Source organism: Salinicola sp. CR57 (genome assembly GCF_003206585.1).
GTDB lineage: Bacteria > Pseudomonadota > Gammaproteobacteria > Pseudomonadales > Halomonadaceae > Salinicola > Salinicola lusitanus.
The window spans coordinates 280,109-300,619 of record NZ_PZJL01000004.1 but is presented as its reverse complement, the minus strand read 5'-3'; the positions used below and the strand labels follow the sequence as shown (position 1 = coordinate 300,619).

Sequence of the window (20,511 nt, the reverse complement as noted above, 5' to 3'; positions counted from 1 at the left end):
CCATGGCATCGAAGATCGAAAAACAATGGCGTAGCGCGACAGGATCAGGCAAAGCCATATATCTTATGAATTGATAAAAAATTTCGATTCGAGGGCGAGATGTTTCATCAGCGGCAGCTGCAGGCATTCGTGCGAACCGCCGAGTTGGCCAGCTTCACGCGGGCCGCGAAGGACATCCACCTGTCGCAGCCTGCGTTGAGCTATCTGATACGAAAGTTGGAAGGAGAACTGGGCATTGCGCTGTTTGCGCGCAATACCCGTACCGTGGTCCTGACGGAAGGTGGGGCGCTGTTTCTGGGCCACGCCCGGCGTATCCTCGCCGACATGTCGCTGGCGCTGGACGACACCCGCAACGTGCGCGAACTCGAGCAGGGAAAGGTCACGGTGGCCGGGCTGCCTTCGGTGGCCTCGTCGTTGCTGCCGCGGGCCATCGCCGCCTTTCGCAAGCGTCATCCCAAGGTGACCGTCGTCCTGCGCGACGGCCTGGCCGACCAGGTTCACCAGTGGGTGCGTCGCGGTGAGGTCGACATGGGGCTGGGGTCGCCTCTGCAACGGGACCGGGAGCTCGATTTCCAGCCGCTGTTTCACGACGATCTGCTGCTGATCACGCCGCCACGGGTGGTAAGGCGCAGTGAATCGCCCTGGTACGGGCTCGACCAGATGCCCTACATCGCCATGGCCCCGGGCTCGAGCGCCAGGCACTACGCGGATCTGGCGATGGAGCACGCCGGCAGGCAGGTCGCGCCCAACTGGGAGGTGAGCTTCATGAGCTCGGCGATCGCCATGGTGAGAGCGAAGCTCGGCTACGCGCTGCTGCCGGCCTCCAGCGTCGACGTCTTCAATCTCGACGACATCACCCGATTGCCCGTCAACATGCAGGAGCCACGGGAAATCGGCATTCTCCGGCGCAAGCCGCTGCACGCCTCGCCGGCGCTGGAAGCCTTCCTTCGTCAGTTGCGAAAGCAGATCCCGCCCACCGATGACCCTGCCCCCGATGAGAACGGGAGCGCTTCCCCGGCTTAGCCCCCGAACGCGTAGCGCCGCTCCAACCGCTCGAACAGCAGGTCGGTGACGATCGCCAGCAGCCCGACCAGCAGGGCGCCCTGGATCACGTAGGCGAGGTTGTTGCCGACCAGGCCGGCGATCAGCGGTGTGCCCAGGCTCTTGGCGCCGACGGTGGAGCCGATGGTGGCGGTGCCGATGTTGATGATCACCGAGACGCGAATGCCGGCGATGATCACCCGCATCGCCAGCGGCAGTTCGACGCGGCGCAGAATCTGCCAACGGCTCATGCCGTTGCCGCGGGCGGCCTCCAGCGTGGTCTGCGGTACCGTGCCGAGACCGGCGATGGTGTTCTGGATCACCGGCAGCAGGCCGTAGAGGGAGAGGGCGATGATGGTCGGGGCGAAGCCGAAGCCGGCCAGCGGAACGGCTATGGCGAGCACCGCGGCGGGCGGGAAGGTCTGGCCGATGGCGGCCAGCGACGACACCATCGGCTCGAACTCACGTCCGACCGGGCGAGTGACGAACAGGGCCGCGGCGATGCCGATCGTCACCGAGATCAGCGACGACACCAGCACCAGCCCGATATGGGCCAGCATCAGGTTGAGGAAGCTGTCGCGGGCGTAGAGCGGGTTGCCGAGATCGGGAAACAGCGCCCGAAACAGCGGCTCGAGCTGGGCCATTCCCAGCGTCAGTGCGATCAGCAGCGCGATCAGCACAAACAGTACGCCGTTGCCGGCGGAAGCCGCCCGCCACTGTCGCGCGCTTCGAGCTGCGCCGCTCATGACGCCGGCCCTCCGGCGTGCAGCCCGCCGTTCGACTCGATTCCCATGATGCCCTGCATGCCCACCTCGCCGACCAGCTTGCCGGTTTCATCGACGACCGGCAGCACCATCACGCGATACCAAACCATCCGCGAGAGCGCTTCCTTCATGCTCATCTCCGGCGTGGCGATCCACTCCGACCTGACGTCGGTGTGCTGATGCTGGTCGTCCAGCCGGGCGCCCTCGAGAACGATCGGCCGGCCGGCCTCGTCGAGTCGCCAGCAGTGATCGAGGCCGGGAAGCGTGGCGTGATGGGTCAGGCTCGGAGGCCGCTGGTACTGATGGACCCAGCGCCGCGAGAGCAGCTTGAGCCCCAGGTCGGCCTGGCCGAAGAACTCGCGAACGAAGTCGTCCGCGGGTTTCACCATCATCTCGATGGGGCGGTCGTACTGGACCAGCCTGCCGTTGTTGAGCAGCGCGATCCGGGTCGCCAACTGCAGCGCCTCGTCCATGTCGTGGGTGACGAAGACGATGGTCTTGCCGGTCTGGCCATGAACCCGACGCATCTCCGCCTGGAGCGCCTCGCGGGTGATCGGGTCGACCGCGCCGAACGGCTCGTCCATCAGCAGCACTTCCGGATCGGCGGCGAGCGCGCGAGCCACGCCGACGCGCTGCGCCTGGCCGCCGGAGAGCTGGTGCGGGTACTTGTGGCGGAACTCGGCCGGGTCGAGGTGGAACATCGCCATCAGTTCGTCGACCCGGTCGTCGATACGGGACTTCGACCATTTCAACAGCTGCGGCACGGTGGCGATATTCCGGGCCACGCTCCAGTGCGGGAACAGCCCGGTCGACTGGATGGCGTAGCCGATCCGTCGCCTGAGCTGCTCGGCCGGTAGCTCGGTCACGTCGTCGCCGTTGAGAATGATCCGGCCACTGCTCAGCGGCACCAGCCGGTTGATCATCTTCAGGGTGGTCGACTTGCCACAGCCGGAAGGGCCGATCAGCACGCCGAACTCACCGGTCTCCAGCGTCATCGAGACATCCTCGACGACGTTCTTGCCCGCGTAGGTCTTGGTCAGCCCTTGCAATTCAATCATGGGTCTTTCCTGATCGGTGCCTGAAACGGCGTCAGCGAGTACCGGAAGGGCGGCTCAGGCTGACCAGAATCTGCAGCGCAAAGTCGGCGATGACTGCCAGCACGATGGTCGGGATGGCGCCCAGCAGCACCAGGTCGATGGCGTACTGGCCGAGCCCTTGGAAGATGAAGGCGCCGAAGCCGCCGGCGCCGATCAGGGCGGCGACCACCACCAGCCCGATCGCCTGGACGGTGACGATGCGCAGCCCCGACAGGATCACCGGTAGCGCCAGCGGGATCTCCACCCGCCACAAGATCTGGCGCGGCGTCATGCCCATGCCGCGGGCCGCCTCCAGGGCGCCGGTCGAGACACCGGCGAGGCCGGAGTAGGTGTTGCGCACGATCGGCAGTAGCGAGTAGAGCACCAGGGCGATGATCGCCGGCGCCACGCCGATACCGCTGACCCCCAGCTCGCCCAGCCACGGTACCGCCCGGCCGAGCGCCGAGAGCGGTGCGATCAGCAGCCCGAACACCGCGATCGACGGTAGCGTCTGGAACACGTTGAGCACACTGAACAGGCCGTTGCGCAGGCGGGCCCGACGATTGGCCAGTAGGCCCAGCGGCAGACCGACCAGCAGGGCGGGCAGCAGCGCACCGCCGACCAGCAGCAGGTGTCGCACCAGCTGGTCGATGAAGTTGTCCCGCTGGTTGGCGAATTCGCGCATGATCGACAGGGGCGAGAGCAGGTCGCCGGAGAAACAGACGCCGATCACCGCCAGCGCCGCGACGCCGTAGAGGGCGCGTCCCGCCGGGCCGAGACGCAGCCGTTGCAGCGCATCGATGGCGATCAGCGCGCTGACGAACAGCAGGACCCAGAAGGTTGCGCCCTGCGACACGCGCGCGGCCGGCGAGGCGTCGGCCAGGGCGCCATGGGCGTAGGTCCCGAGTGCCTGGAGATCGAGCGCCAGCAGCGGTAGCGTGGCGCCCAGCGACAGCCACAGCGCGAGGCGTCGGGGCAGCGGTCCGGACAGCGCCGCGACCAGCAGCAGGAGTCCGATCAGCGCGAAGGCCGCGAATTGCCAGCTGGCCAGCGCCTGCCACAGCATGATCGGTTGGCCCGACACCAGCCGATTGGGGGACAGGCTGGCAAACGGCAGCAGCACGACGCTGGCGACGGCCGCAATCAGCAGCGTCGCCAGCACCCGGTTGCCGACCCATCGGCGTCGTTCGGGAAGCGCCACGATCGAACTCAGTCCAGCAGGCCTTGCTCGGTCAGGTAGTCATGGGCGACCTGATCGGCCGGCAGCCCGTCGACCTGGATCTTGCCGTTCAGCGTCTGCAGCGTCTCGCGGTCGAGGGATTCGAATACCGGCTTCAGCAGTTCCGCGATCTGGGGATAGGCGTCGAGCACCGACTGACGCACCACCGGGGCCGGCTCGTAGACCATCTGCACGCCCTTGGGATCGTCCATCACCTTGAGCCCGGCGGCGGCGATGGCGCCGTCGGTGCCGTAGACCATGGCGGCGTTGGTGCCGCTGGTGCCTTCGGCAGCGGCACGGATGGTGGCGGCGGTGTTGCCGCCCGAGAGCACCAGCAACTGGTCTTCGTCGAGCGTGAAGTCGTAGGCGCGCTGGAAGCTGGGCAGCGCCGCATCGCTCTCGACGAATTCGGCCGAGGCGGCCAGCTTGATCTCGCCACCGTCACTGACCCACTGGCCGAAATCGGCCATGGTGGACAGGTCGTTGTCGTCGGCCACGTCCTGGCGTACGGCGATGGCCCAGGTGTTGTTGGCCGGCGCCGGTGTCAGCCAAGCCAGCTGATGCGCTTCGCTGTCGGCAGCCTTGATCTTGTCGTAGCCCGCCTGCTCGTCCTTCCAGGCCGGATCGTCGGTCGTGTCGGTGAAGAACGCGCCGTTGCCGGTGTATTCGGGGTAGAGATCGATATCGCCCGCCACCAGCGCCTGGCGCACGATGTTGGTGGGGCCGAGCTGCAGCCGACTATCGACCGGCAGGTCGGCGTTTTCCAGGACGTCGACGATCATGTTGCCGAGCAGGGAGCCCTCGGTATCGATCTTGGAAGCGACGCGTATCGGCTGCTGGTCGTCCTGCGCCACGGCTTGACCCATGCCGAGGCTGGCGGTGATCGCCGCGGCGGCGACGGAGGTGATGAGGCGAACGGAGAGCGACGGGCGCATGGTGGCGTTCCTTTGCGATCGATGAGCTTGAAGACTCGGTTGTTTTGGGTCGTCCGTCCGGGACGGCTCTGCGTGGCTGACCGGGACAAGGGCTGGTCAATGAGAGTTTGAGTCTAGCGGCACTGCGCCGGGTCGACCAGCCGATGCCGAGTTCGGCGTGACCTGCTAGGCTTGGCGAACCCAATGTGGCGCCCGGCTCGGCGCGCCTCAATCAACGAGAGCGGTTTCTCCAGCAAGGAGCAAGGCATGAAAATTTCCGGTGCGGCGCTGATCGTGAGTGGCTTTCTATTGGCGGGTTGCAGCACGGCGCCCAAGCCCGACGAGGCGCCTCTGCCCCCCGACGTGAAGCCGGTTCCCGAGGATGCCTGCGGTGCTCAGACGGTGGGTAGCCTGGTCGGGGAAACCCTCACCGATGCGCTGCGGGCGGATATCGCGGACCGATCACGGGCCTCCGAGATTCGAGTCATCGAGCCCGGCAAGGGCTACACCATGGACTACCGTGCGGAGCGGCTCGATATCAAGGTCGACGATCAGCGCATGATCACGGATATCTCCTGCGGTTGATCGCGGAAACAGCGGACTTCGAGGGCCGAGCCATTCGGCCCTTTTCTTTCACGCAGCGGGCCCTGCCGGGGAGGTTGCCATGCTACGTACCGAGATCATCACCGAGGGAACGCTGACCTGTTTTTCTCCCGGACTGCAATACGAGGACGGCTCGCCGGTCAACGTCGAGGTGTCGGCGGTGGTGTTCGACGGCCATCGTCTGCTGCTGGCCAGCGACAAGCCGATTCCGGGTGAGGGGCGCTCGGCCGTCTTCGCCTTCGATCTGGTGGAGGGGATACCGGATCCCGATAGCCATCGATTCCTGACCGCCGATGCCATCCGGCGCGCGGTCAAGTACGAGGACTTCGCCCTGACCGTCGATGGACGCTACATCCTGGCGACCACCGGATTCGACCGTATCGACGACGAGAGTCACGACCTCAACGTCTACAATCACCTGCTGATCTGGCCGGTGGGCGAGCCGGAGCGGGTGCAGGTCGTGGATCCGGATCCCCGCGACGATGTCGAGGGTTCGCTGGAGCTGCGTCGCAAGCTCGACGATGCCATCGGCCTGCCGTACTACAAGATCGAGGGGCTGGCAGCGGTTCCGGCCTCGCCTGAGCTGGGCGAACCCTGCGATGGGTTGTTGCTGTTCGGCGTTCGAGAGCAGGGGCGCGCGCACGACGACTTCGATTACGTGGCTCGCGTGGTGGGCGTTCACTATCGGACGACGGCCGTCGGCAATCTGGAGTTCGTCGACGAACTCCGCGAGCGCTACCGCTTCGACCCCTCGGAGTACGCGGGTGTCCGACACATCTGCGGTCTATCGAGCCTCGAATACGATCCCTTCAACGATCGCCTCTATCTCATGGCCAGTTTCGAGGTGGAGGACGAGCACGGCGAGCAGATCGGCGGCTATCTGTGGTCGATGGCACTGGCCGATCTGAGTCGCGGGACCCCGCCCTCGATCGTGGAGGACGTTCACGGGGAGGTGCTGGAGTTCGAGCACAAGGCTGAGGGGTTGGCGGTGCTCGACGCCGAGCGGCTGTTCGTGGCCTACGACAACGATCGCGACATGTCGCTGGGCCGAATCGACCAGCGGGACGAACGGGAGGCGTGCGAGGCGCCCTACACGCTATTGCGAATCGTGCCATGACGGCGGCAACGCTGGCGATCCGACGTGCGCCGAGGCGCCTTGCCGCAGGCCACGACGGGAGAGCGAGATCATCATGCTGAAGGATTCCCCGCGGGCCTATGGTCGAGTGACGCGAATCCTGCACTGGCTGGTCGCGGTGCTGATCGTCACGCAATTGAGCAGTGTGTTCGTTAACGCCCTGTGGAAGGACAACGCCTTCAGCCAGGCGATCTTCCCGTGGCATACCACCATCGGGGTGAGCGTGCTGATCCTGATGGCGGTTCGCACATCGTGGTCGCTTTCCCAGCGCCGGCGTCGCCCGCCCCACGAAGGCGGGCTGCAGCGCCTGGCCATCGTCGGCCACGTGGTGATGTATGCGTTGCTGATACTGATGCCGCTGTCGGGTGCCTTGATGACCTGGGGCATGGGGTACGGCGTCCATCTCTTCGGCAAGGCCTGGTTCGAAGGCGCCGATGCGCCCTGGGCCGCCAGCTTCGGTGGCCTGCACGGCACGTTTGCCTGGCTGCTGACGCTCATGATCGTCGGCCATGTCTGCATGGCGATGTACCACCACTTCCGGCTTCGAGATGGCACCTTGCGCCGGATGCTGGGGCCGGCGCCCGACTGATTCGCCGGTTCAGCCCCCGCCAGTCGGTTCGGCGGTGTCGTCGCGCCGGGTTCGCGGCTCGCTGAGCTCACTTTTCCAGCGCTTGATGGCGACCTGCTCCTTGAGCAGCTCCAGCATGTCGATCAGCACCTGCTGGGTCACCCGGTCGGTCTTGTCGTCGACCTGCAGCCAGGCGTCGAGACCGCTGCCGACCAGGTCGGTCATCAACGAGTGGAAATGCGGCGAGCGCAGACCATCGATGGCCTCGTGGACGACGCGACTGGCAATGTCGCTGAGGCTGCGTTCGATGCTCTCCGCCACGGCATCGCCCATGGGCAGGCGCCGTAGCCGCCGCAGCTCCTCGTTCTCCTCCATCGTCCTGGCCACCAGCGCCGCGACATAGCGGTGCACCTGCTGGTGATTCTCGGCGTAGCCCTTGCTGACGGTGCGCTCCAGCCGGCTGGCGATCTCGTCGACGAGGGCCGCCTTGCGCGGCTGGATCACCTCGTTCGACATGCGCTGGGTCAGGTGTTTGCTGTTGCGGATCTCCTTCTGCAGATCGCCGAGCAGGTTGATGGCGACCCGGTCGGAGATCTCTTCCATCAGCACACCGTAATAGGTGCGATAGAAGCGATAGAGACGCCAGCGCGTCACGTCGACGAGGCCCAGGCGCTGCAGCCGGATCAGCAGCGAGATGACACGCAGCACGCGCAGCAGGCGGAATCCGGCCAGGGGGATGCAGCCGAGCACGTCGTACCAGTGCACGAACGGATAGAAGAACCAGCGGGCATAGCGGCGCTGGGCGATGGCGATGGCCCAGCCCAGCAGCACGTCGAGCAGGAAGATGGCGACGAAACAGAGGTCGATCTCGACGAAATTGGCTCTGATGTAGGTGTCGTAGGCGGCATGGAGACCCGGCGCCACGGCGCCGAAAGCGCTGTTGAGCGGCGGGATCAGGAACAGGCTGTCGAACAGCAGCAGTGCCAGGTTGATCGCCACCAGCACGACGACGGCAAGATCCCAGATCATCAACAGCCGCTCGCCGAGCGGACTGGACCGCCTGGCGGTGCGGGCTTGATGGAATTCGGCTTCAGGCATCGAACATCCTTGTTCGTCGGGGGTTAAGGCCGGCGACGATATCGCGGGAGGGGGAAATGTCACTGTCCGGCCGGATAGGCCTTGAGATGCTCGGCCATGGCGTTGCGCTCTTCCTCGGCTTCCTGCTTGCGCAGCTTCTTGCGCAGCGCCGCCTTCTCGAAGCGTAGCTTCTGCAGTGGGGTCTTCAATTCCAGCGACGGTACCGGGACGGGATTGCCGTCATGGTCGACGGCGACCATGGTCAGGTAGCAGCTGTTGGTGTGGCGTATCACCCGTTCCTGGATCGATTCGGCCAGCACCTTGATGCCGACCTCCATCGACGAGCGGCCGACGTGATTGATCATCGCCAGGAAGGTCACCAGTTCGCCGACGTGGATCGGCTGCTTGAACAGGACCTGGTCGACGGAAAGGGTCACCACGTAGCTGCCGGCATAGCGGCTGGCGCAGGCGTAGGCGACTTCGTCGAGCTTCTTGAGAATCGCCCCGCCATGCACCTTGCCACTGAAGTTGGCCATGTCGGGGGTCATGAGTACGGTCATCGACAGCTCGTGCTGTCGGGGCAGGTCATCGGGCGTCACGGTATCCTCGGGGTCGTCTGGTGCGTGTTTTTATGCGCCAGATGTACCACGTTTGGCCCGGACTGCCCATCGATCGTCCCGCCGGTTCCCTCGCGCCGGCTCTCGGGCGCGAGGGCGGCGAGCTAGATCAGGGTCAGCCCCAGCCCGATCACCACCCCCGTGACCGCCAGCTGGATGAGGCAGAATCCCATGATGTCCTTGGCCTTGAGACCGGCGATGGCGAGCACCGGCAGGGCCCAGAACGGCTGCAGCAGATTGGTCCAGGCATCGCCCCAGGCCACGCCCATGGCAACGCGCGAGACATCGGCACCCAGCGCTTCGGCGGCCGGCAACATGACCGGCGCCTGAACCGCCCACTGGCCGCCACCGGAGGGCACGAACAGGTTGACGATACCGGCACTGATGAACGACCAGAACGGCAGCGTATCGGCAGTGGCGATGGCGACGAACATCTCCGAGAGCGACTGCGCCAGACCGGACTGCATCATGATGCCCATGATGCCGGCATAGAACGGAAACTGGATCACGATCCCGGCGCCGCCCCTGATGGCCTCGTTGAGGCTGGCAAGCAGGCTGCGCGGCGTGCGATGGAACACGATGGCGAGTGACAGGAACAGGAAGTTGACGCTGTTGAGGTTGAGCCCGCCGCCGGCAAAGACGAAGTAGTGGATCAGGTAGAGCAGTCCCGGCACGCCCACCAGCAGCGACAGCAGGGTACTGTTTTCCAGTCGCTCGGCGGGTCGCTGGGCCCGAGTGGCGTCCGGGGCCTCCGGTTCCGAGAGCTGGTCACGGCTGACGAAGACGCTCTCGTTCTCCGGTGGCAGCATCCAGCGATTGATCAACGGCATGATGACGAACAGCGCCACGACGATGGCCAGGTTGTAGCCGGCGAAGATCGTCTGCGAGGTGGGAATGATACCGATCTGGGCCTCGCTGAAGTGCCCCGGCGTGGCGATGGTCAGCGGGATCGAGCCGGCCAGGCCGCCGTGCCACACCACGAAACCGGAGTAGGCGCTGGCGATCAGCAGGCGGTAATCGACCCTTATCTGTCGTGCCAGTGCCTTGGCGAACAGCGCCCCGATGACCAGCCCGAAGCCCCAGTTGATCCAGCTTGCGGCGAGCGATACCAGGGTCACCAGAATGATCGCGCCAGCGGGCGTCCGGGCGGTGGCGGCGAGCCTGTCCAGCAGGCGCTTGATCGGTGGCGAGTTGGCGAGCATGAACCCGGTCACCAGCACCATCAGCATCTGCATCGAGAACGACAGCAGTCCCCAGAACCCGTCGCCCCAGTACTGCATGACCGCCAGTGGCGATTGTCGTTCGAGCAGCATCGCCGCCAGTGCGGCGACGATCGTCAGCAGCAGTACGAAGATGTAGGGGTCGGGCAGGTAGCGCTCGACCAGCTTGACCGCCGGGCGGGAGAGGCGCTGCAGCATGAGGGGTATCTCGTCGGTGAACGTGGGGCGAGCCTAACGCATCCCCGCACTCTCCATTAGTCAACCTTGGTCTAGCGACTTGTTTCCGGGGAAGTTTCGCTGCCGGCGGTCGGCGACCAGCGCGTCCTTCGGTAGTACAGGTAACAGAGGCCGAGAGAGGTCGAGCGCACCAGGGTGAAAAACAAGAATGCGAACCACAGGCCATGATTGCCGTAGCCCTGGGTCAGCCACCACACCGGCAGATAGCAGGCGATGGCCAGCCATACGGTGTCGCGCATCGCACGGCTTTCGGTCGCGCCGATGAAGACGCCATCGAGCAGGTAGCTCCATACCGCCAGCGCCGGCATGGCGATCATCCAGGGCAGGTAGTCGGCAGCGGTGGCGCGGACCTCCGGCAGGTCGGTCAGCAGCGATATCAGCCCATTCCCGGCCACCGCGAACAGCAGCATCGAGCCGCCCGTCACCAGCAGCGACAGCTTGCCGGCGGCACCGACGGCGGCGCCGAAGTCGTTCCAGTCGCGTCGTCCCACCGAGCGTCCGGTCAGCGCCTCGGCGGCGTTGGCGAAGCCGTCCAGGGCGAACGAGACAAGCATGATGAACTGCAGCAGCACGGCATTGGCAGCGAGGACGGTGTCGCCGAAATTGGCCCCCTGGGCGGTGAAGAAGGCCTGGGCGAACAGCAGCCCCAGCGTTCGTACGAACAGGTGCTGGTTGACGCGAATCAACGCCGAGTAGTGGCCCCACATCCACAGCGCCTGGCGCGACAGCGATCCGCCCAACTGCCGACAGTGAACGGCGACCCGCCACAGGCCGAAGGCCAGCGCGCTGTAGTCGGCGATCAGCGAGGCCCAGGCTACGCCGTCGCTGGCCAGGCCGAAGCCGACCACGAACAGTAGGTCGAGGATGATATTGACGCCGTTGGTGAGCAGCAGGATCGCCAGCGTGATGCGCGTCTTCTGCTGGCCGATGAACCAGCCCAGGATGGCGTAATTGGCCAGCACCGCCGGGGCCGAGTAGATCCGGATATGTGCGTAGTCGGCGGCGAGCCGCATCGCCGTCTCGCTGCCGTCGAGCAGCCACAGGCCGAAATCGATCAACGGGTGCGACAGCAGGATCAGCATCAACCCGATCGTGGCGGCCATGACCAGCGACTGCGCCAGCAGTAGACGCACGTCGCTGTCGTTCTCGCGACCCACCGCCTGGGAGGTCAGGCCTGTGGTGCCCATTCGCAGAAAGCCGAATCCCCAGTAGAGGAAGCTGAACAGCGTGGCGCCGAGCGTTACTGCTGCCAGATAACGTGAGTCGGGGAGGTGGCCGACGACGGCCGTGTCCACCAGGCCCAGCAGCGGGACGGTGATGTTGGAGAGGATGATCGGCCACGCCAGCTTCCAGATGTGGCGGGTCGTATATTGAGAGGCCAAGTCGTGCTTCCTGCGGTTCGTCGAAATCCAGCCAGCGGCGTCCGCCAGCATACTCGCAACTCGGCCCCGTGCGGGTCGCGAGTTGCGCTGTCGGCGAAATTTTCTAGGCTTAGCTCGATGTCACGCGAATGCCATCGTCGTCTGACCGGCCGATCCCGGAGACCGCATTCGCTATCGCCAACGGTTGAACAAAAGCCGAGAGCCAAGGGAACCTGACCATGTCGCCAAGCAGCGAGCAGCCGGCTTTGCCCGGTCGTCGTGCACTCACGTGCGCCTTTCTGATGGGGGGAATGTTCTCCTCCCAGGCCCATGCCATCACTGCCGTCACCGATATCGACTATCTCGGTGCCGGCATCGCCACACCGAGCGCCCCGCATTCGCTCTACGAGAGTGACGATGGACGTCTTCGCCTCAACGGTGGGCTGACCCTCTACGGTTTCGGCGCCGCGACCGATAACGTCAATTTCGGATCAGGGTCCAGTATCGATGGCGGCGCGCCCACCGGGACCAGCCCTGACTGGATGGAAGCCGCAGGCCAGCCGGCGCTGACGGCGGAGTGGGATATCCCCGACGGCGGCACCTGGTTCACCGGTGTTCAGGGCAGCTACGCGCTGACCCGCGGCAGCGCCTACGGCGATGCGGCCGGCGCGACACCCGGACATCCCGAGCATGCGCGTCTCGATCGCGCCTATCTCGGATGGCGCAGCGGCGATCTGTGGGCCAATACGCTGGGCGAGGACGCGATCACGCTCTCGGCCGGACGCCAGAAGTTCGAATTCGGCGACGGCTTTCTGGTCGGAGACGGCTTTACCGATACCGGCAAGTACGCGGGCTACTACATCGGCCCCAGCGAAGGCTTCAAGAACAGTGCCGTCGCCTCGATCGAGAGTCACGGCTGGCACGGCGACCTGTTCCACCTCGAGGCCGATCAGTACGTCAGCGGCGGGCCGGATGACGAAACCAGCACCAATGGCGTCAACGTCGACTACACCTGGGGCGATCGGGCCAAGGTGGGCGCGGCCTACCTGCGAGTCTACGACAGCGACATCGCCGGCCGCGACGGCATGGACGTCTACAACCTGCGAGCCAAGGGCAAGCCGTTCGCCGCCGTGCCCGATTTCTCGCTGGGGGGCCAGATCGTCCGCGAGAAGAACAGCGATGAAGGCATCGACGACAACGGCTGGTATATACAGGCGACCTACGACTTCTCCGAGGCGCCCTGGACGCCGCAGATCGCCTATCGCCACGCCGAATTCGGCGAGGACTACGACACGCTGTTCTACGACTTCGCCGGCGGCTGGGGCAACTGGTTCATGGGCGAGATCGTCGGCGAGTACATGCTGTTCAACGCCAATCTGGATGTCGACATGCTGCGCTTTTCGGTGGCGCCGCGGGACGATCTGGAGGTCGGGGCGATCGGCTACCGGTTCCGCTATCACGACACCGAAGCGGCGGGTGCGAGCCATAGCGACTTCGCCAACGAATTCAATCTCTATGCCGACTGGTCGATCACCGAGCGTCTCTCGTTGTCGGGTATCTACGCCATCGCCGACCCGCAGCAGGGGGCCGAGGAGCGCTTCGGTGGCAACGACGACACCGCTCAGCTGTTCGAGCTCTACGCAACCTACACGTTCTAGCCGCACCGCGAACGCGATGCCGTGAATGCAGGGATGCCAGCGCCGCTCCGACCCGGAAATCGGCGCGGCGCCGGCGTTTTCAGCGGTTACGCTGGACCAGCGCGGCGACGCAGGCCGCCAGCTCGTGGCGATGGGTCAGGCGAATGAAGCGGATGTGCCGGTAGGCCGGGTCGATCATGGCGGCCAGATAGCGCCTGCGATTCTGACGCCAGGTCCCCAGCGACCAGAGCAGGATCGAACGGCGACTGAGGAAGGTTTGACGAAAGCTTTCCCGGTTACCGGTACCGGGCCAGAGCTCCTCGCGGGTGACGATGCGCTCGATGGCGCGGCGCACGGATTGGCTCAGCACTCGCCAGAAGCCCAGGTCGAGCCAGATGACGATATCCGCTTCGGGCCACTTGATATGACGTGTGCGATCGAAGTTGCCGTCGATGACCCAGCCGTCCGGCGATGCCGCCATGGCCTGGCGGAGACGCGAGAAGAACTCGTCGTCGGGAGTGCCTTGCCAGTCGGCTTGCCAGTAAAGTTGGTCGAGCTGGATATGCGGAACGTCGAGCACGCTGGCGAGTTTTCTCGCCAGCGTGCTCTTGCCACTGCCACTGGTACCGACGACGTTGATCTTCATGGTGGGCGTTTCGCGGATAACGGGCGCGACCCGGATGTGCGGTGGGCTCATTCACGGGTCACGGGAGCGGGACGAGCGGGCTCAGGCTGCGGTGATGATCCGGTACTTTTCCATCAGTTGCTCTTTGCTCTCCTCGCGCTCGGGGTCGAGCGGAATGCAGTCCACCGGGCAGACCTGCTGGCACTGGGGCTCGTCGAAGTGACCGACGCACTCGGTGCAGCGGCCCGGGTCGATCACGTAGATCTCTTCCCCGGGCGAGATCGCGTCGTTGGGACATTCCGGCTCGCAGACATCGCAGTTGATGCATTCATCGGTGATCATCAGTGCCATGTAACCGTCCTCGCGGCGCTCACGCGCCGTCTGCCGCGAACCGCCGGCGGAGTGCATCGACAACGCACGGCGATACGTGTTGGGAAACGTCCCCGCCGAGGCGCGCGATCTCGCGCACGAGGGTCGAGGAGATATACGAATTTTCGATCTCGGGGGTCAGAAACAGCGTCTCGACATCCGGTGCCTGGGCGCGGTTCATGTTGGCCAGCTGCATCTCGTACTCGAAGTCCGAAACCGCCCTGAGCCCGCGCAGGATGATTCTCGCCCGCTGCTGCACCAGCAGTTCGGTGAGCAGGCCGTCGAAGCCGATCACATCGACATTGGGCCAGTCGGCGACCACTTCGCGAGCCAGTGCCTCGCGCACCTCGAGCGACAGCGTCGGCTGCTTGCGCGGGCTTTCGGCGACGGCGATCACGACCTTGTCGAAGATCCTCGCGGCGCGCTGGATCAGGTCCCGGTGACCGTTGGTGATTGGGTCGAAGGTGCCGGGGTAGACGACGATGTTCTGCATTCGCAAGACTCCACGCTGATCGAGAGCATGGCGGACGGCCGACTGCTCGGCCGAAGTCGATTTCCTGTCCGGGTGTCGTTGACGGTCCGAACTCAATCCAGTGTACCGAAAGGATTGTCGACCTTCAGCGATACGGGGTTGGCATAGCCGGGAATCCGGATCGCATCGCGACCGACTTCCAGCTCCGGCCCCTCCAGCACGCCCTCGCCGAAGCGATAGATGACCTCGAATCGTCCCGCATCGGCCTCGGCTTCGTACTGCGCGGCGGCGGCGAGCGTGCGCTCGCGGCGATGCCGCCAGTCGTCGAGTGCGCGCTGGCCGTGGCGCTGGGCCAGCAGACGCTCGGTCACTTGCGGCGACAGCAGCAGGCCGGTGGCGTTGTTGCCGCCGAACCCCTTGGCGTTGATGAAGCTGCAGTCCGCCTCGAACGCGAGTGGCTCCTGGAAGAAGCGTAGCTTCTCGGCGTAGACATCGTCCGCCACCGCATCGAGCGTCGGAATGCCCGGCACCCAGCCATGGGCGAAGGTGCCCAGGGCGCTGGCGATCTGGTCGCCGGCGGCAGTGCCTTGAGAATGGCCGATGAACGCCTTGATCGCGGCGACCGGCCAGTTTTCGATGCCGTTGGCCCGGGCCACCTGGTCGAAGATATGCGACTCGGTGGTGCGGTTCTTCGGCGTGCTGGTGCCATGGGCGTGGAGATAGCTGCGCTGCCGCACGCTCTGTTCGCCCAGGATCGAGGTGGCCAGGGCCACCGACTTGCCCAGCGTGAGATAGTTGCCGATACCGGGGGCGGAGATCGAACGCTTCCAGCCGTCGGCATTGACGTTCACCTCGGGCACGGCGGCCAGGATCTGGGCGCCGGTCTCCAGCACCAGCGAGTCGTCCATCAGCAGCACGAACTGTGCCGCCTCGGCGATGGTGAAGCCGCAGTTGCGGGCGAACGGACGGCAGGCGCGCTGGTAATCCTCGTCGGTCAGCAGCTCCAGCGCGTCCAGCGCCATCAGGCTCTGGTCGTCGGCGAGCGCGCTCATGGCGCGAAAGCCTTCGATGATCTCCGGCGTCACCGGCGCATCGCTGGTGCCGACCATGACGATGCGGCGACGGCCCTGGCGGATATCGTCGATGCCGAGTCGCAGGTTGTAGAGGAAGGTGGCGCAGGCGCCCTGGATCGCACCGGTGGCGCCCACGCTGCCGAGTACGTAGGCATTGAGGAAGTCCGCCGGCATCTGGCCATAGCCCAGCGGCATCTGCTTGGAGGTGGTCCGCTGGCCGGTGACGAAGCTCTTCAGCATGCCGCCCCAGCCGGCGTCGTCGAGCTGGCCGATGGAGTTGCCGGCGTAGACGGCGATGGCATCCGGATCCACCCGGTCACGCAGCGATTCCCAGTCGAGCCCGCTCTGGCCTAGGCAGTCGCTGACGCCGAAGATCGCCATCGACAGGCCACGCGGGTGGTGAACGCTGCGGTAGAAGGTTTCCGGCGAGAAGCCCGACGGCAGGCAGCCGGCAGCCCGCACCAGCGCCTGCCGCCTTTCGGGCAGCAGCGCGTTCAGCGTACCGGCAGGCACGTTGACCTCGACGGTCTGCCTGTCGAGCTCGCGGATCTCCCAGCCATCGGGCAGTGGCTGCGGCAGTTGGCGCCGTGACGTGGTGAAGCTCACGGGCTGCGAGAACGTCAGCCGCATCTCGCGGTTGCCGGGGATACCGGCCTCCCGGAAGGCGTCGTCCTCGATGCGCCGGATCAGCGTCTGCTTGAGAATCTGCTCGCGGTAGCGATCGACGACCGCGGCCTCGCCGAGCGTCTCGCCATTGGCACTCTGCCATTGGCCCTCGCCGCACGGGGTGACCAACTGCATCAGGGTCGCCAGGGCAACGAGCGTACGGGTCTGCTCGGCGGCTGGCAGAACGTCGAGAATCGTGCGGCGGTAGGCTTGGTGCCCGGAGGTTCTACCCGCGGCGTTGACGCCGCCCATACCGACGATTACCGGTAAATGTGACAAGCCACGTCCCTCGTGAACATTGGGGCAATCGGTGACCATGACATGGGGATGGATCGACTGCGATGAAAGGATATTCCCGCCGGGGACTCAGCTTTCGGCCCAGACCGGTTGAGAAAAGCCCCCGAGCGAACAGGGAAAACAGTGATCGTACATGCCATCGAAGGCCGTATTGCCAGGATTGGCTGAATGTGGGCAGGGATGATACACCTGCGCGCGCGCGCCGTCATGCCACGCCAGGTAAGCTATCGTGCGTTCCGGATGCATGGGTCGGGCAGCCGGCTGCTAGAATACCCGGCCTGTCGCAGCTTTATCATCGGTGTTCTCATGCAAGCCTCATCGCGCGCCATCGTCTCAAGTCAGCAGGGGCCGCACCAGGATTTGATGCGCCGCGTCCAGCGCGCTCGCGATAGCGAGTGGCAACGCCCGCCGGCCGAGCATACGCGGCTGGCCTTCGCGGAAGCGGCTCGATGGCTGGAGGCGCAGTGCCGGCCGCTGATCCTCGATGCCGGCTGTGGCGTGGGGCTCTCCACGCGCCGGCTCGCCGAACGTCATCCCGATCATGCCGTGATCGGCGTGGATCGCAGCGAGCTGCGGCTGTCGCGAGATCACGGTGCCTTGCCGGACAACGCGCGACTGGTGCGTGCCGATCTGGTCGATTTCTGGCGCCTGGCGCTCGCCGCCGGGTGGCGGCCGGCGCGGCACTACCTGCTTTATCCGAATCCCTATCCCAAGAGCACGCAGCTCAAGAAGCGCTGGCACGGCCATCCGGTCTTTCCCTCGCTGCTCGCGCTCGGTGGGGTGCTGGAGCTGCGCTCCAACTGGGCCATCTATGTCGAGGAGTTCGCCCTCGGCGTCGAGGCGCTGCTCGGGGTCGAGGGCAAGATCGCTGCCTTCACTCCCGGCGTCACGTTCATGACGCCATTCGAGCGAAAATATTACGAGAGCGGCCAGACGCTGTGGCGCTATCGCGTCGATCTCGCCGCTTCGCTACCCAACGGAGAGCCCGCCCGATGAGCTATCTGCTCCTCGCCCTGGCGATCGTCGCCGAAGTCGTGGCAACCAGTTCGCTGAAAGCCTCGGCCGGCTTCACACGCTGGCTGCCAAGCCTCGTGGTGGTCGTGGGCTACGGCTTCTCGTTCTATGCGCTGTCGCTGGTGCTGAAGTCGCTGCCCGTGGGCATCACCTACGCGATCTGGGCCGGCCTCGGTATCGTGCTGGTGACGCTGATCGGTATCGTGTTCTACGGCGAGAAACCGGACCTGCCCGCCTACCTGGGCATGGGGCTGATCATCGCCGGCGTCGTCGTCATCCAGGTTTTTTCGCGGCTGTCGTCGCACTGACGTGCGGTGGTGCCTCCTCTCTTTCAGCGCTTTCGTCTTTTGGTACTTTGACATGACACCAGGCATCGCCTCCGAGGGGCGTTAATTGGTACGCTCTGGACCAGATTGGCCCTCATTTTTCTTTGAAGCGAGCATCCATTATGCGGCAGTGGCTAGGTCGGAGTTCTCTGTTTCTCGGTGCGTTGTCACTATCGGTGGTCTCTATCGTCGTCCAGGCAGCCGGGTTCGATCATGTCGCCCGGCTCGCCGACAAGGGTTTCGTTATCAGCGCCCAAGCGCGGCTATTGGATAGCGGAGAGGTGCTGGGCGCCCTCAATCCCTCGCAACCGCTGTCGCCGGCATCCGTCACCAAGCTCTACACCGCCGCCGCCGCCCTGGATCGCTGGGGGCCGCAGCACCGATTCACCACTCGCTTCGTCTCCACCGGCACGCTCGATGGCAACGGCGTCCTGCACGGCGACCTGGTGCTCGAGGGCGGCGGCGACCCGGCGCTGACATCGGAAGAGCTCTGGCGGCTGATCCAGAAGCTGCGGGAGCTCGGGGTTTCCAGCGTCGACGGGCAACTGGTGATCAGCCAGTGGCGCTTCGGCCCGGTGACCTGCCAGACCAGCGATCGCTGCAAGACGCAGACGGAGGGCACCAACGCCTACGCCTCGCTGCTCTCCTCCGCGGCGGTCAACTATGGCAGCTGGTGCGCCACGGTGATGCCGGGGGGGGTCGGCCAGCCGGCACGGATCACCAGCTGCGACACGGTGGCGCCGACCCTGCGAATCCAGAACGACGTGACCACGGTCGCCGCGGGCGGCTCCGCCGACCTCTACGCCAAGCGGGTGACCGACAGCCAGGGGGACACGCTCAAGGTCAGCGGGCAGATTCCCGCCGGGACCTATCCCCGTCCCATCTACAAGGCGAGCTCGGATCCGGCGGACCAGACCGGGCAGACGCTGCTGTCGCTGCTGCGCCAGGCGGGGGTGCCGGTCAGCGGGGGCTACGCGGTCAGTCGGCAGGCTCCGCCGTCGATCGCCAAGGAGTTGGCCGCCGTCGAGGGCAAGCCGCTGCAGGAGCTGCTGCTGCGCACGCTCAACTACTCGAACAATTTCATGGCCGACACCCTGGCGCTGGATCTGACCTCCGGCACCCAGCAGAATCTGCCGGACGCCGGGCGGGAGCTCGAGCGTTTCGCCACCAGCCTGCCGGGACACGGTGCGGCGATACTGCGCAGCGGTAGCGGGCTGACGCCGGAAAACCGGGTGTCGGCGCAGAGCGTCAACTCGCTGCTTGGCGCGATGTATGGCAATGCCTCGCTGTTTCCCACGTTCGTGGCCGGTATGCAGGTACCCGCCAACGGGCCGATGCATTTCATCCGTCGTGGCAGCCAGACCTTCCAGGACCACGTGATGCTCAAGACGGGCACGCTCAACGAGCCGGTGACGGTACGCGCGGTGGCTGGCTATTTCCGCACCGACAGCGGGCGCTGGGGCAGCTTCGCCGTGCTGGTCAACGGTACCGCGTCGACGCCGTATCTCTCCTGGCGCGAGACGCTGCCGATGGTCGCCGACGACCTGACCGCGATGATCGAGCGCCACTAGGACGTGTCCACCCGCGACGTCGTGAGCCGGGTGAATCGGTTGGACAGGCCCTGGCGTTTTCGCCGAGGCGGGCGACCCGGATTGCCTCCGTGTTCGCCCGCGCGCAAAATCGCACCGTTTGCTCCACGCTTCCCACATGAGGACGTCTAAGTGCTGTCACGCCTTTCCCTATTCGCCGCCGCCATCGTCGTGAGCGTTGCCGGTTGTGCCTCGAACCCGGATGACGCCGCAACCGGCGCCAACGCACCGGCCGCCAGCGAAGCCCTGGTCGGTACCTACTGGAAACTGATGACGCTCGACGGCGAGCCGGTGCCCGTGGCGGACAACCAGCGCGAAGCGCATCTGGTGCTCGATGCGCAGGGGCGTGTTGCCGGCTCGACCGGATGCAACCGGTTGATGGGGGGCTACCGGATGGAGGGCGATACGCTGACCTTCTCGCAGCTGGCCTCGACCCGAATGGCGTGTCCCGGGGAGATGGCGACCCTCGAACAGGGATGGCTGGCGACACTCTCCGAAACGGCGCACTACTCGATTTCCGGGCAGTCGCTCGTGCTGAAGGACGCGGCTGACAGAACGCTGGCCAGACTCAAGGCCAATGCGCTGTATTGAGCGACGCGCAAGCTCCCTGA

At 65.6% G+C, this 20,511-nt stretch carries 21 protein-coding genes; 9 read left to right on the top strand and 12 right to left on the bottom strand.

The features are described from left to right. Positions 1-99 precede the first annotated feature (99 nt). Positions 100-1,023, top strand: a complete 924-nt coding sequence (locus DOM56_RS06085) for a LysR family transcriptional regulator (protein ID WP_110707960.1) — start codon at positions 100-102, stop codon at positions 1,021-1,023. Here DOM56_RS06085 and DOM56_RS06080 read toward each other — a convergent pair. The 4 genes from DOM56_RS06080 to DOM56_RS06065 are packed head-to-tail and all read right to left on the bottom strand — an operon-like array spanning position 1,020 to position 5,035. Next, the gene (locus tag DOM56_RS06080) at positions 1,020-1,787 is read right to left on the bottom strand and encodes an ABC transporter permease (protein WP_110707959.1); all 768 of its coding nucleotides are present in this window, start codon (positions 1,785-1,787) and stop codon (positions 1,020-1,022) included. The genes DOM56_RS06085 and DOM56_RS06080 overlap by 4 nt on opposite strands. Then, on the bottom strand, positions 1,784-2,863 hold the full coding sequence (locus DOM56_RS06075) for an ABC transporter ATP-binding protein (RefSeq protein ID WP_110598050.1): 1,080 nt from the start codon (positions 2,861-2,863) through the stop codon (positions 1,784-1,786). Before DOM56_RS06075 ends, DOM56_RS06080 begins: the two co-directional genes overlap by 4 nt. Positions 2,864-2,894: 31 nt before the next feature. Then, on the bottom strand, positions 2,895-4,082 hold the full coding sequence (locus DOM56_RS06070) for an ABC transporter permease (RefSeq protein WP_232822198.1): 1,188 nt from the start codon (positions 4,080-4,082) through the stop codon (positions 2,895-2,897). An 8-nt stretch (positions 4,083-4,090) separates the two neighbouring features. After that, a complete protein-coding gene (locus tag DOM56_RS06065; protein ID WP_110707957.1) occupies positions 4,091-5,035 on the bottom strand; it encodes an ABC transporter substrate-binding protein in 945 nt (314 codons plus the stop codon). A gap of 246 nt (positions 5,036-5,281) precedes the next feature. Here DOM56_RS06065 and DOM56_RS06060 point away from each other — a divergent pair, with 246 nt between their 5' ends. From DOM56_RS06060 to DOM56_RS06050, 3 genes are all read left to right on the top strand, one after another. Further along, positions 5,282-5,599: an I78 family peptidase inhibitor gene (locus tag DOM56_RS06060; protein WP_110598047.1), complete on the top strand. Its 318-nt coding sequence runs from the start codon at positions 5,282-5,284 to the stop codon at positions 5,597-5,599. A 79-nt stretch (positions 5,600-5,678) separates the two neighbouring features. Then, complete coding sequence (locus tag DOM56_RS06055) at positions 5,679-6,734, top strand: hypothetical protein (protein WP_110707956.1); 1,056 nt, start codon at positions 5,679-5,681, stop codon at positions 6,732-6,734. A gap of 73 nt (positions 6,735-6,807) precedes the next feature. Continuing rightward, on the top strand, positions 6,808-7,341 hold the full coding sequence (locus DOM56_RS06050; RefSeq protein WP_110707955.1) for a cytochrome b: 534 nt from the start codon (positions 6,808-6,810) through the stop codon (positions 7,339-7,341). A 9-nt stretch (positions 7,342-7,350) separates the two neighbouring features. Here the strand turns inward: DOM56_RS06050 and DOM56_RS06045 are convergent, their stop codons facing one another. The 4 genes from DOM56_RS06045 to DOM56_RS06030 form a co-directional block, all read right to left on the bottom strand. Further along, positions 7,351-8,418 (bottom strand): ion transporter, encoded by a 1,068-nt coding sequence (locus tag DOM56_RS06045; protein WP_232822197.1) that lies wholly within the window; start codon positions 8,416-8,418, stop codon positions 7,351-7,353. Between the two features lie 59 nt (positions 8,419-8,477). Next, positions 8,478-8,957 (bottom strand): acyl-CoA thioesterase, encoded by a 480-nt coding sequence (locus DOM56_RS06040; protein ID WP_110598044.1) that lies wholly within the window; start codon positions 8,955-8,957, stop codon positions 8,478-8,480. 161 nt (positions 8,958-9,118) lie between these two features. Continuing rightward, positions 9,119-10,432 carry a short-chain fatty acid transporter gene (locus DOM56_RS06035; protein ID WP_110707954.1) on the bottom strand — a complete coding sequence of 438 codons (1,314 nt, stop codon included), beginning with the start codon at positions 10,430-10,432 and terminating at the stop codon, positions 9,119-9,121. Positions 10,433-10,503: 71 nt separating this feature from the next. Beyond that, complete coding sequence (locus DOM56_RS06030; protein ID WP_232822196.1) at positions 10,504-11,853, bottom strand: MATE family efflux transporter; 1,350 nt, start codon at positions 11,851-11,853, stop codon at positions 10,504-10,506. Between the two features lie 218 nt (positions 11,854-12,071). Between DOM56_RS06030 and DOM56_RS06025 the strand changes: the two genes are divergently transcribed. After that, the gene (locus DOM56_RS06025; protein WP_110707952.1) at positions 12,072-13,490 is read left to right on the top strand and encodes a hypothetical protein; all 1,419 of its coding nucleotides are present in this window, start codon (positions 12,072-12,074) and stop codon (positions 13,488-13,490) included. Positions 13,491-13,569: 79 nt separating this feature from the next. Here the strand turns inward: DOM56_RS06025 and DOM56_RS06020 are convergent, their stop codons facing one another. From DOM56_RS06020 to DOM56_RS06005, 4 genes are all read right to left on the bottom strand, one after another. Then, positions 13,570-14,115 (bottom strand): adenylate kinase, encoded by a 546-nt coding sequence (locus DOM56_RS06020; protein ID WP_110707951.1) that lies wholly within the window; start codon positions 14,113-14,115, stop codon positions 13,570-13,572. Positions 14,116-14,196: 81 nt separating this feature from the next. Next, complete coding sequence (locus DOM56_RS06015) at positions 14,197-14,508, bottom strand: YfhL family 4Fe-4S dicluster ferredoxin (RefSeq protein WP_232822195.1); 312 nt, start codon at positions 14,506-14,508, stop codon at positions 14,197-14,199. Further along, complete coding sequence (gene coaD / locus DOM56_RS06010; RefSeq protein ID WP_110707950.1) at positions 14,465-14,956, bottom strand: pantetheine-phosphate adenylyltransferase; 492 nt, start codon at positions 14,954-14,956, stop codon at positions 14,465-14,467. Before coaD ends, DOM56_RS06015 begins: the two co-directional genes overlap by 44 nt. Before the next feature lie 92 nt (positions 14,957-15,048). Continuing rightward, complete coding sequence (locus tag DOM56_RS06005) at positions 15,049-16,926, bottom strand: beta-ketoacyl synthase (protein WP_110707949.1); 1,878 nt, start codon at positions 16,924-16,926, stop codon at positions 15,049-15,051. 351 nt (positions 16,927-17,277) lie between these two features. On the opposite strand from DOM56_RS06005, the gene DOM56_RS06000 reads away from it, so the two are divergent. From DOM56_RS06000 to DOM56_RS05985, 4 genes are all read left to right on the top strand, one after another. Beyond that, the gene (locus DOM56_RS06000; protein ID WP_110708067.1) at positions 17,278-17,967 is read left to right on the top strand and encodes a methyltransferase domain-containing protein; all 690 of its coding nucleotides are present in this window, start codon (positions 17,278-17,280) and stop codon (positions 17,965-17,967) included. Beyond that, entirely contained in the window at positions 17,964-18,293 is a 330-nt protein-coding gene (locus DOM56_RS05995; RefSeq protein WP_110598037.1) for a multidrug efflux SMR transporter, read from the top strand. The genes DOM56_RS06000 and DOM56_RS05995 overlap by 4 nt, the downstream gene beginning before the upstream one ends. 140 nt (positions 18,294-18,433) lie before the next feature. After that, positions 18,434-19,882, top strand: coding sequence for a D-alanyl-D-alanine carboxypeptidase/D-alanyl-D-alanine-endopeptidase (gene dacB / locus DOM56_RS05990; protein WP_110707948.1), 1,449 nt, complete (start codon positions 18,434-18,436; stop codon positions 19,880-19,882). A gap of 150 nt (positions 19,883-20,032) precedes the next feature. After that, the gene (locus DOM56_RS05985; RefSeq protein ID WP_232822194.1) at positions 20,033-20,491 is read left to right on the top strand and encodes an META domain-containing protein; all 459 of its coding nucleotides are present in this window, start codon (positions 20,033-20,035) and stop codon (positions 20,489-20,491) included. The last annotated feature ends 20 nt before the right edge of the window (positions 20,492-20,511 follow it).

Excerpts from the sequence above, each read along its gene's own strand:
- dacB (WP_110707948.1), top strand. The coding sequence starts at position 18,434 with ATGCGGCAGTGGCTAGGTCGGAGTTCTCTGTTTCTCGGTGCGTTGTCA.
- DOM56_RS06020 (WP_110707951.1), bottom strand. The coding sequence starts at position 14,115 with ATGAAGATCAACGTCGTCGGTACCAGTGGCAGTGGCAAGAGCACGCTG.
- DOM56_RS06080 (WP_110707959.1), bottom strand. The coding sequence starts at position 1,787 with ATGAGCGGCGCAGCTCGAAGCGCGCGACAGTGGCGGGCGGCTTCCGCC.
- DOM56_RS06045 (WP_232822197.1), bottom strand. The coding sequence starts at position 8,418 with ATGCCTGAAGCCGAATTCCATCAAGCCCGCACCGCCAGGCGGTCCAGT.
- DOM56_RS06085 (WP_110707960.1), top strand. The coding sequence starts at position 100 with ATGTTTCATCAGCGGCAGCTGCAGGCATTCGTGCGAACCGCCGAGTTG.
- DOM56_RS06000 (WP_110708067.1), top strand. The coding sequence starts at position 17,278 with ATGCAAGCCTCATCGCGCGCCATCGTCTCAAGTCAGCAGGGGCCGCAC.
- DOM56_RS06055 (WP_110707956.1), top strand. The coding sequence starts at position 5,679 with ATGCTACGTACCGAGATCATCACCGAGGGAACGCTGACCTGTTTTTCT.
- DOM56_RS05995 (WP_110598037.1), top strand. The coding sequence starts at position 17,964 with ATGAGCTATCTGCTCCTCGCCCTGGCGATCGTCGCCGAAGTCGTGGCA.
- DOM56_RS06075 (WP_110598050.1), bottom strand. The coding sequence starts at position 2,863 with ATGATTGAATTGCAAGGGCTGACCAAGACCTACGCGGGCAAGAACGTC.
- coaD (WP_110707950.1), bottom strand. The coding sequence starts at position 14,956 with ATGCAGAACATCGTCGTCTACCCCGGCACCTTCGACCCAATCACCAAC.
- DOM56_RS06040 (WP_110598044.1), bottom strand. The coding sequence starts at position 8,957 with ATGACCGTACTCATGACCCCCGACATGGCCAACTTCAGTGGCAAGGTG.
- DOM56_RS06035 (WP_110707954.1), bottom strand. The coding sequence starts at position 10,432 with ATGCTGCAGCGCCTCTCCCGCCCGGCGGTCAAGCTGGTCGAGCGCTAC.
- DOM56_RS06050 (WP_110707955.1), top strand. The coding sequence starts at position 6,808 with ATGCTGAAGGATTCCCCGCGGGCCTATGGTCGAGTGACGCGAATCCTG.
- DOM56_RS06025 (WP_110707952.1), top strand. The coding sequence starts at position 12,072 with ATGTCGCCAAGCAGCGAGCAGCCGGCTTTGCCCGGTCGTCGTGCACTC.
- DOM56_RS06005 (WP_110707949.1), bottom strand. The coding sequence starts at position 16,926 with ATGGGCGGCGTCAACGCCGCGGGTAGAACCTCCGGGCACCAAGCCTAC.
- DOM56_RS06065 (WP_110707957.1), bottom strand. The coding sequence starts at position 5,035 with ATGCGCCCGTCGCTCTCCGTTCGCCTCATCACCTCCGTCGCCGCCGCG.
- DOM56_RS06060 (WP_110598047.1), top strand. The coding sequence starts at position 5,282 with ATGAAAATTTCCGGTGCGGCGCTGATCGTGAGTGGCTTTCTATTGGCG.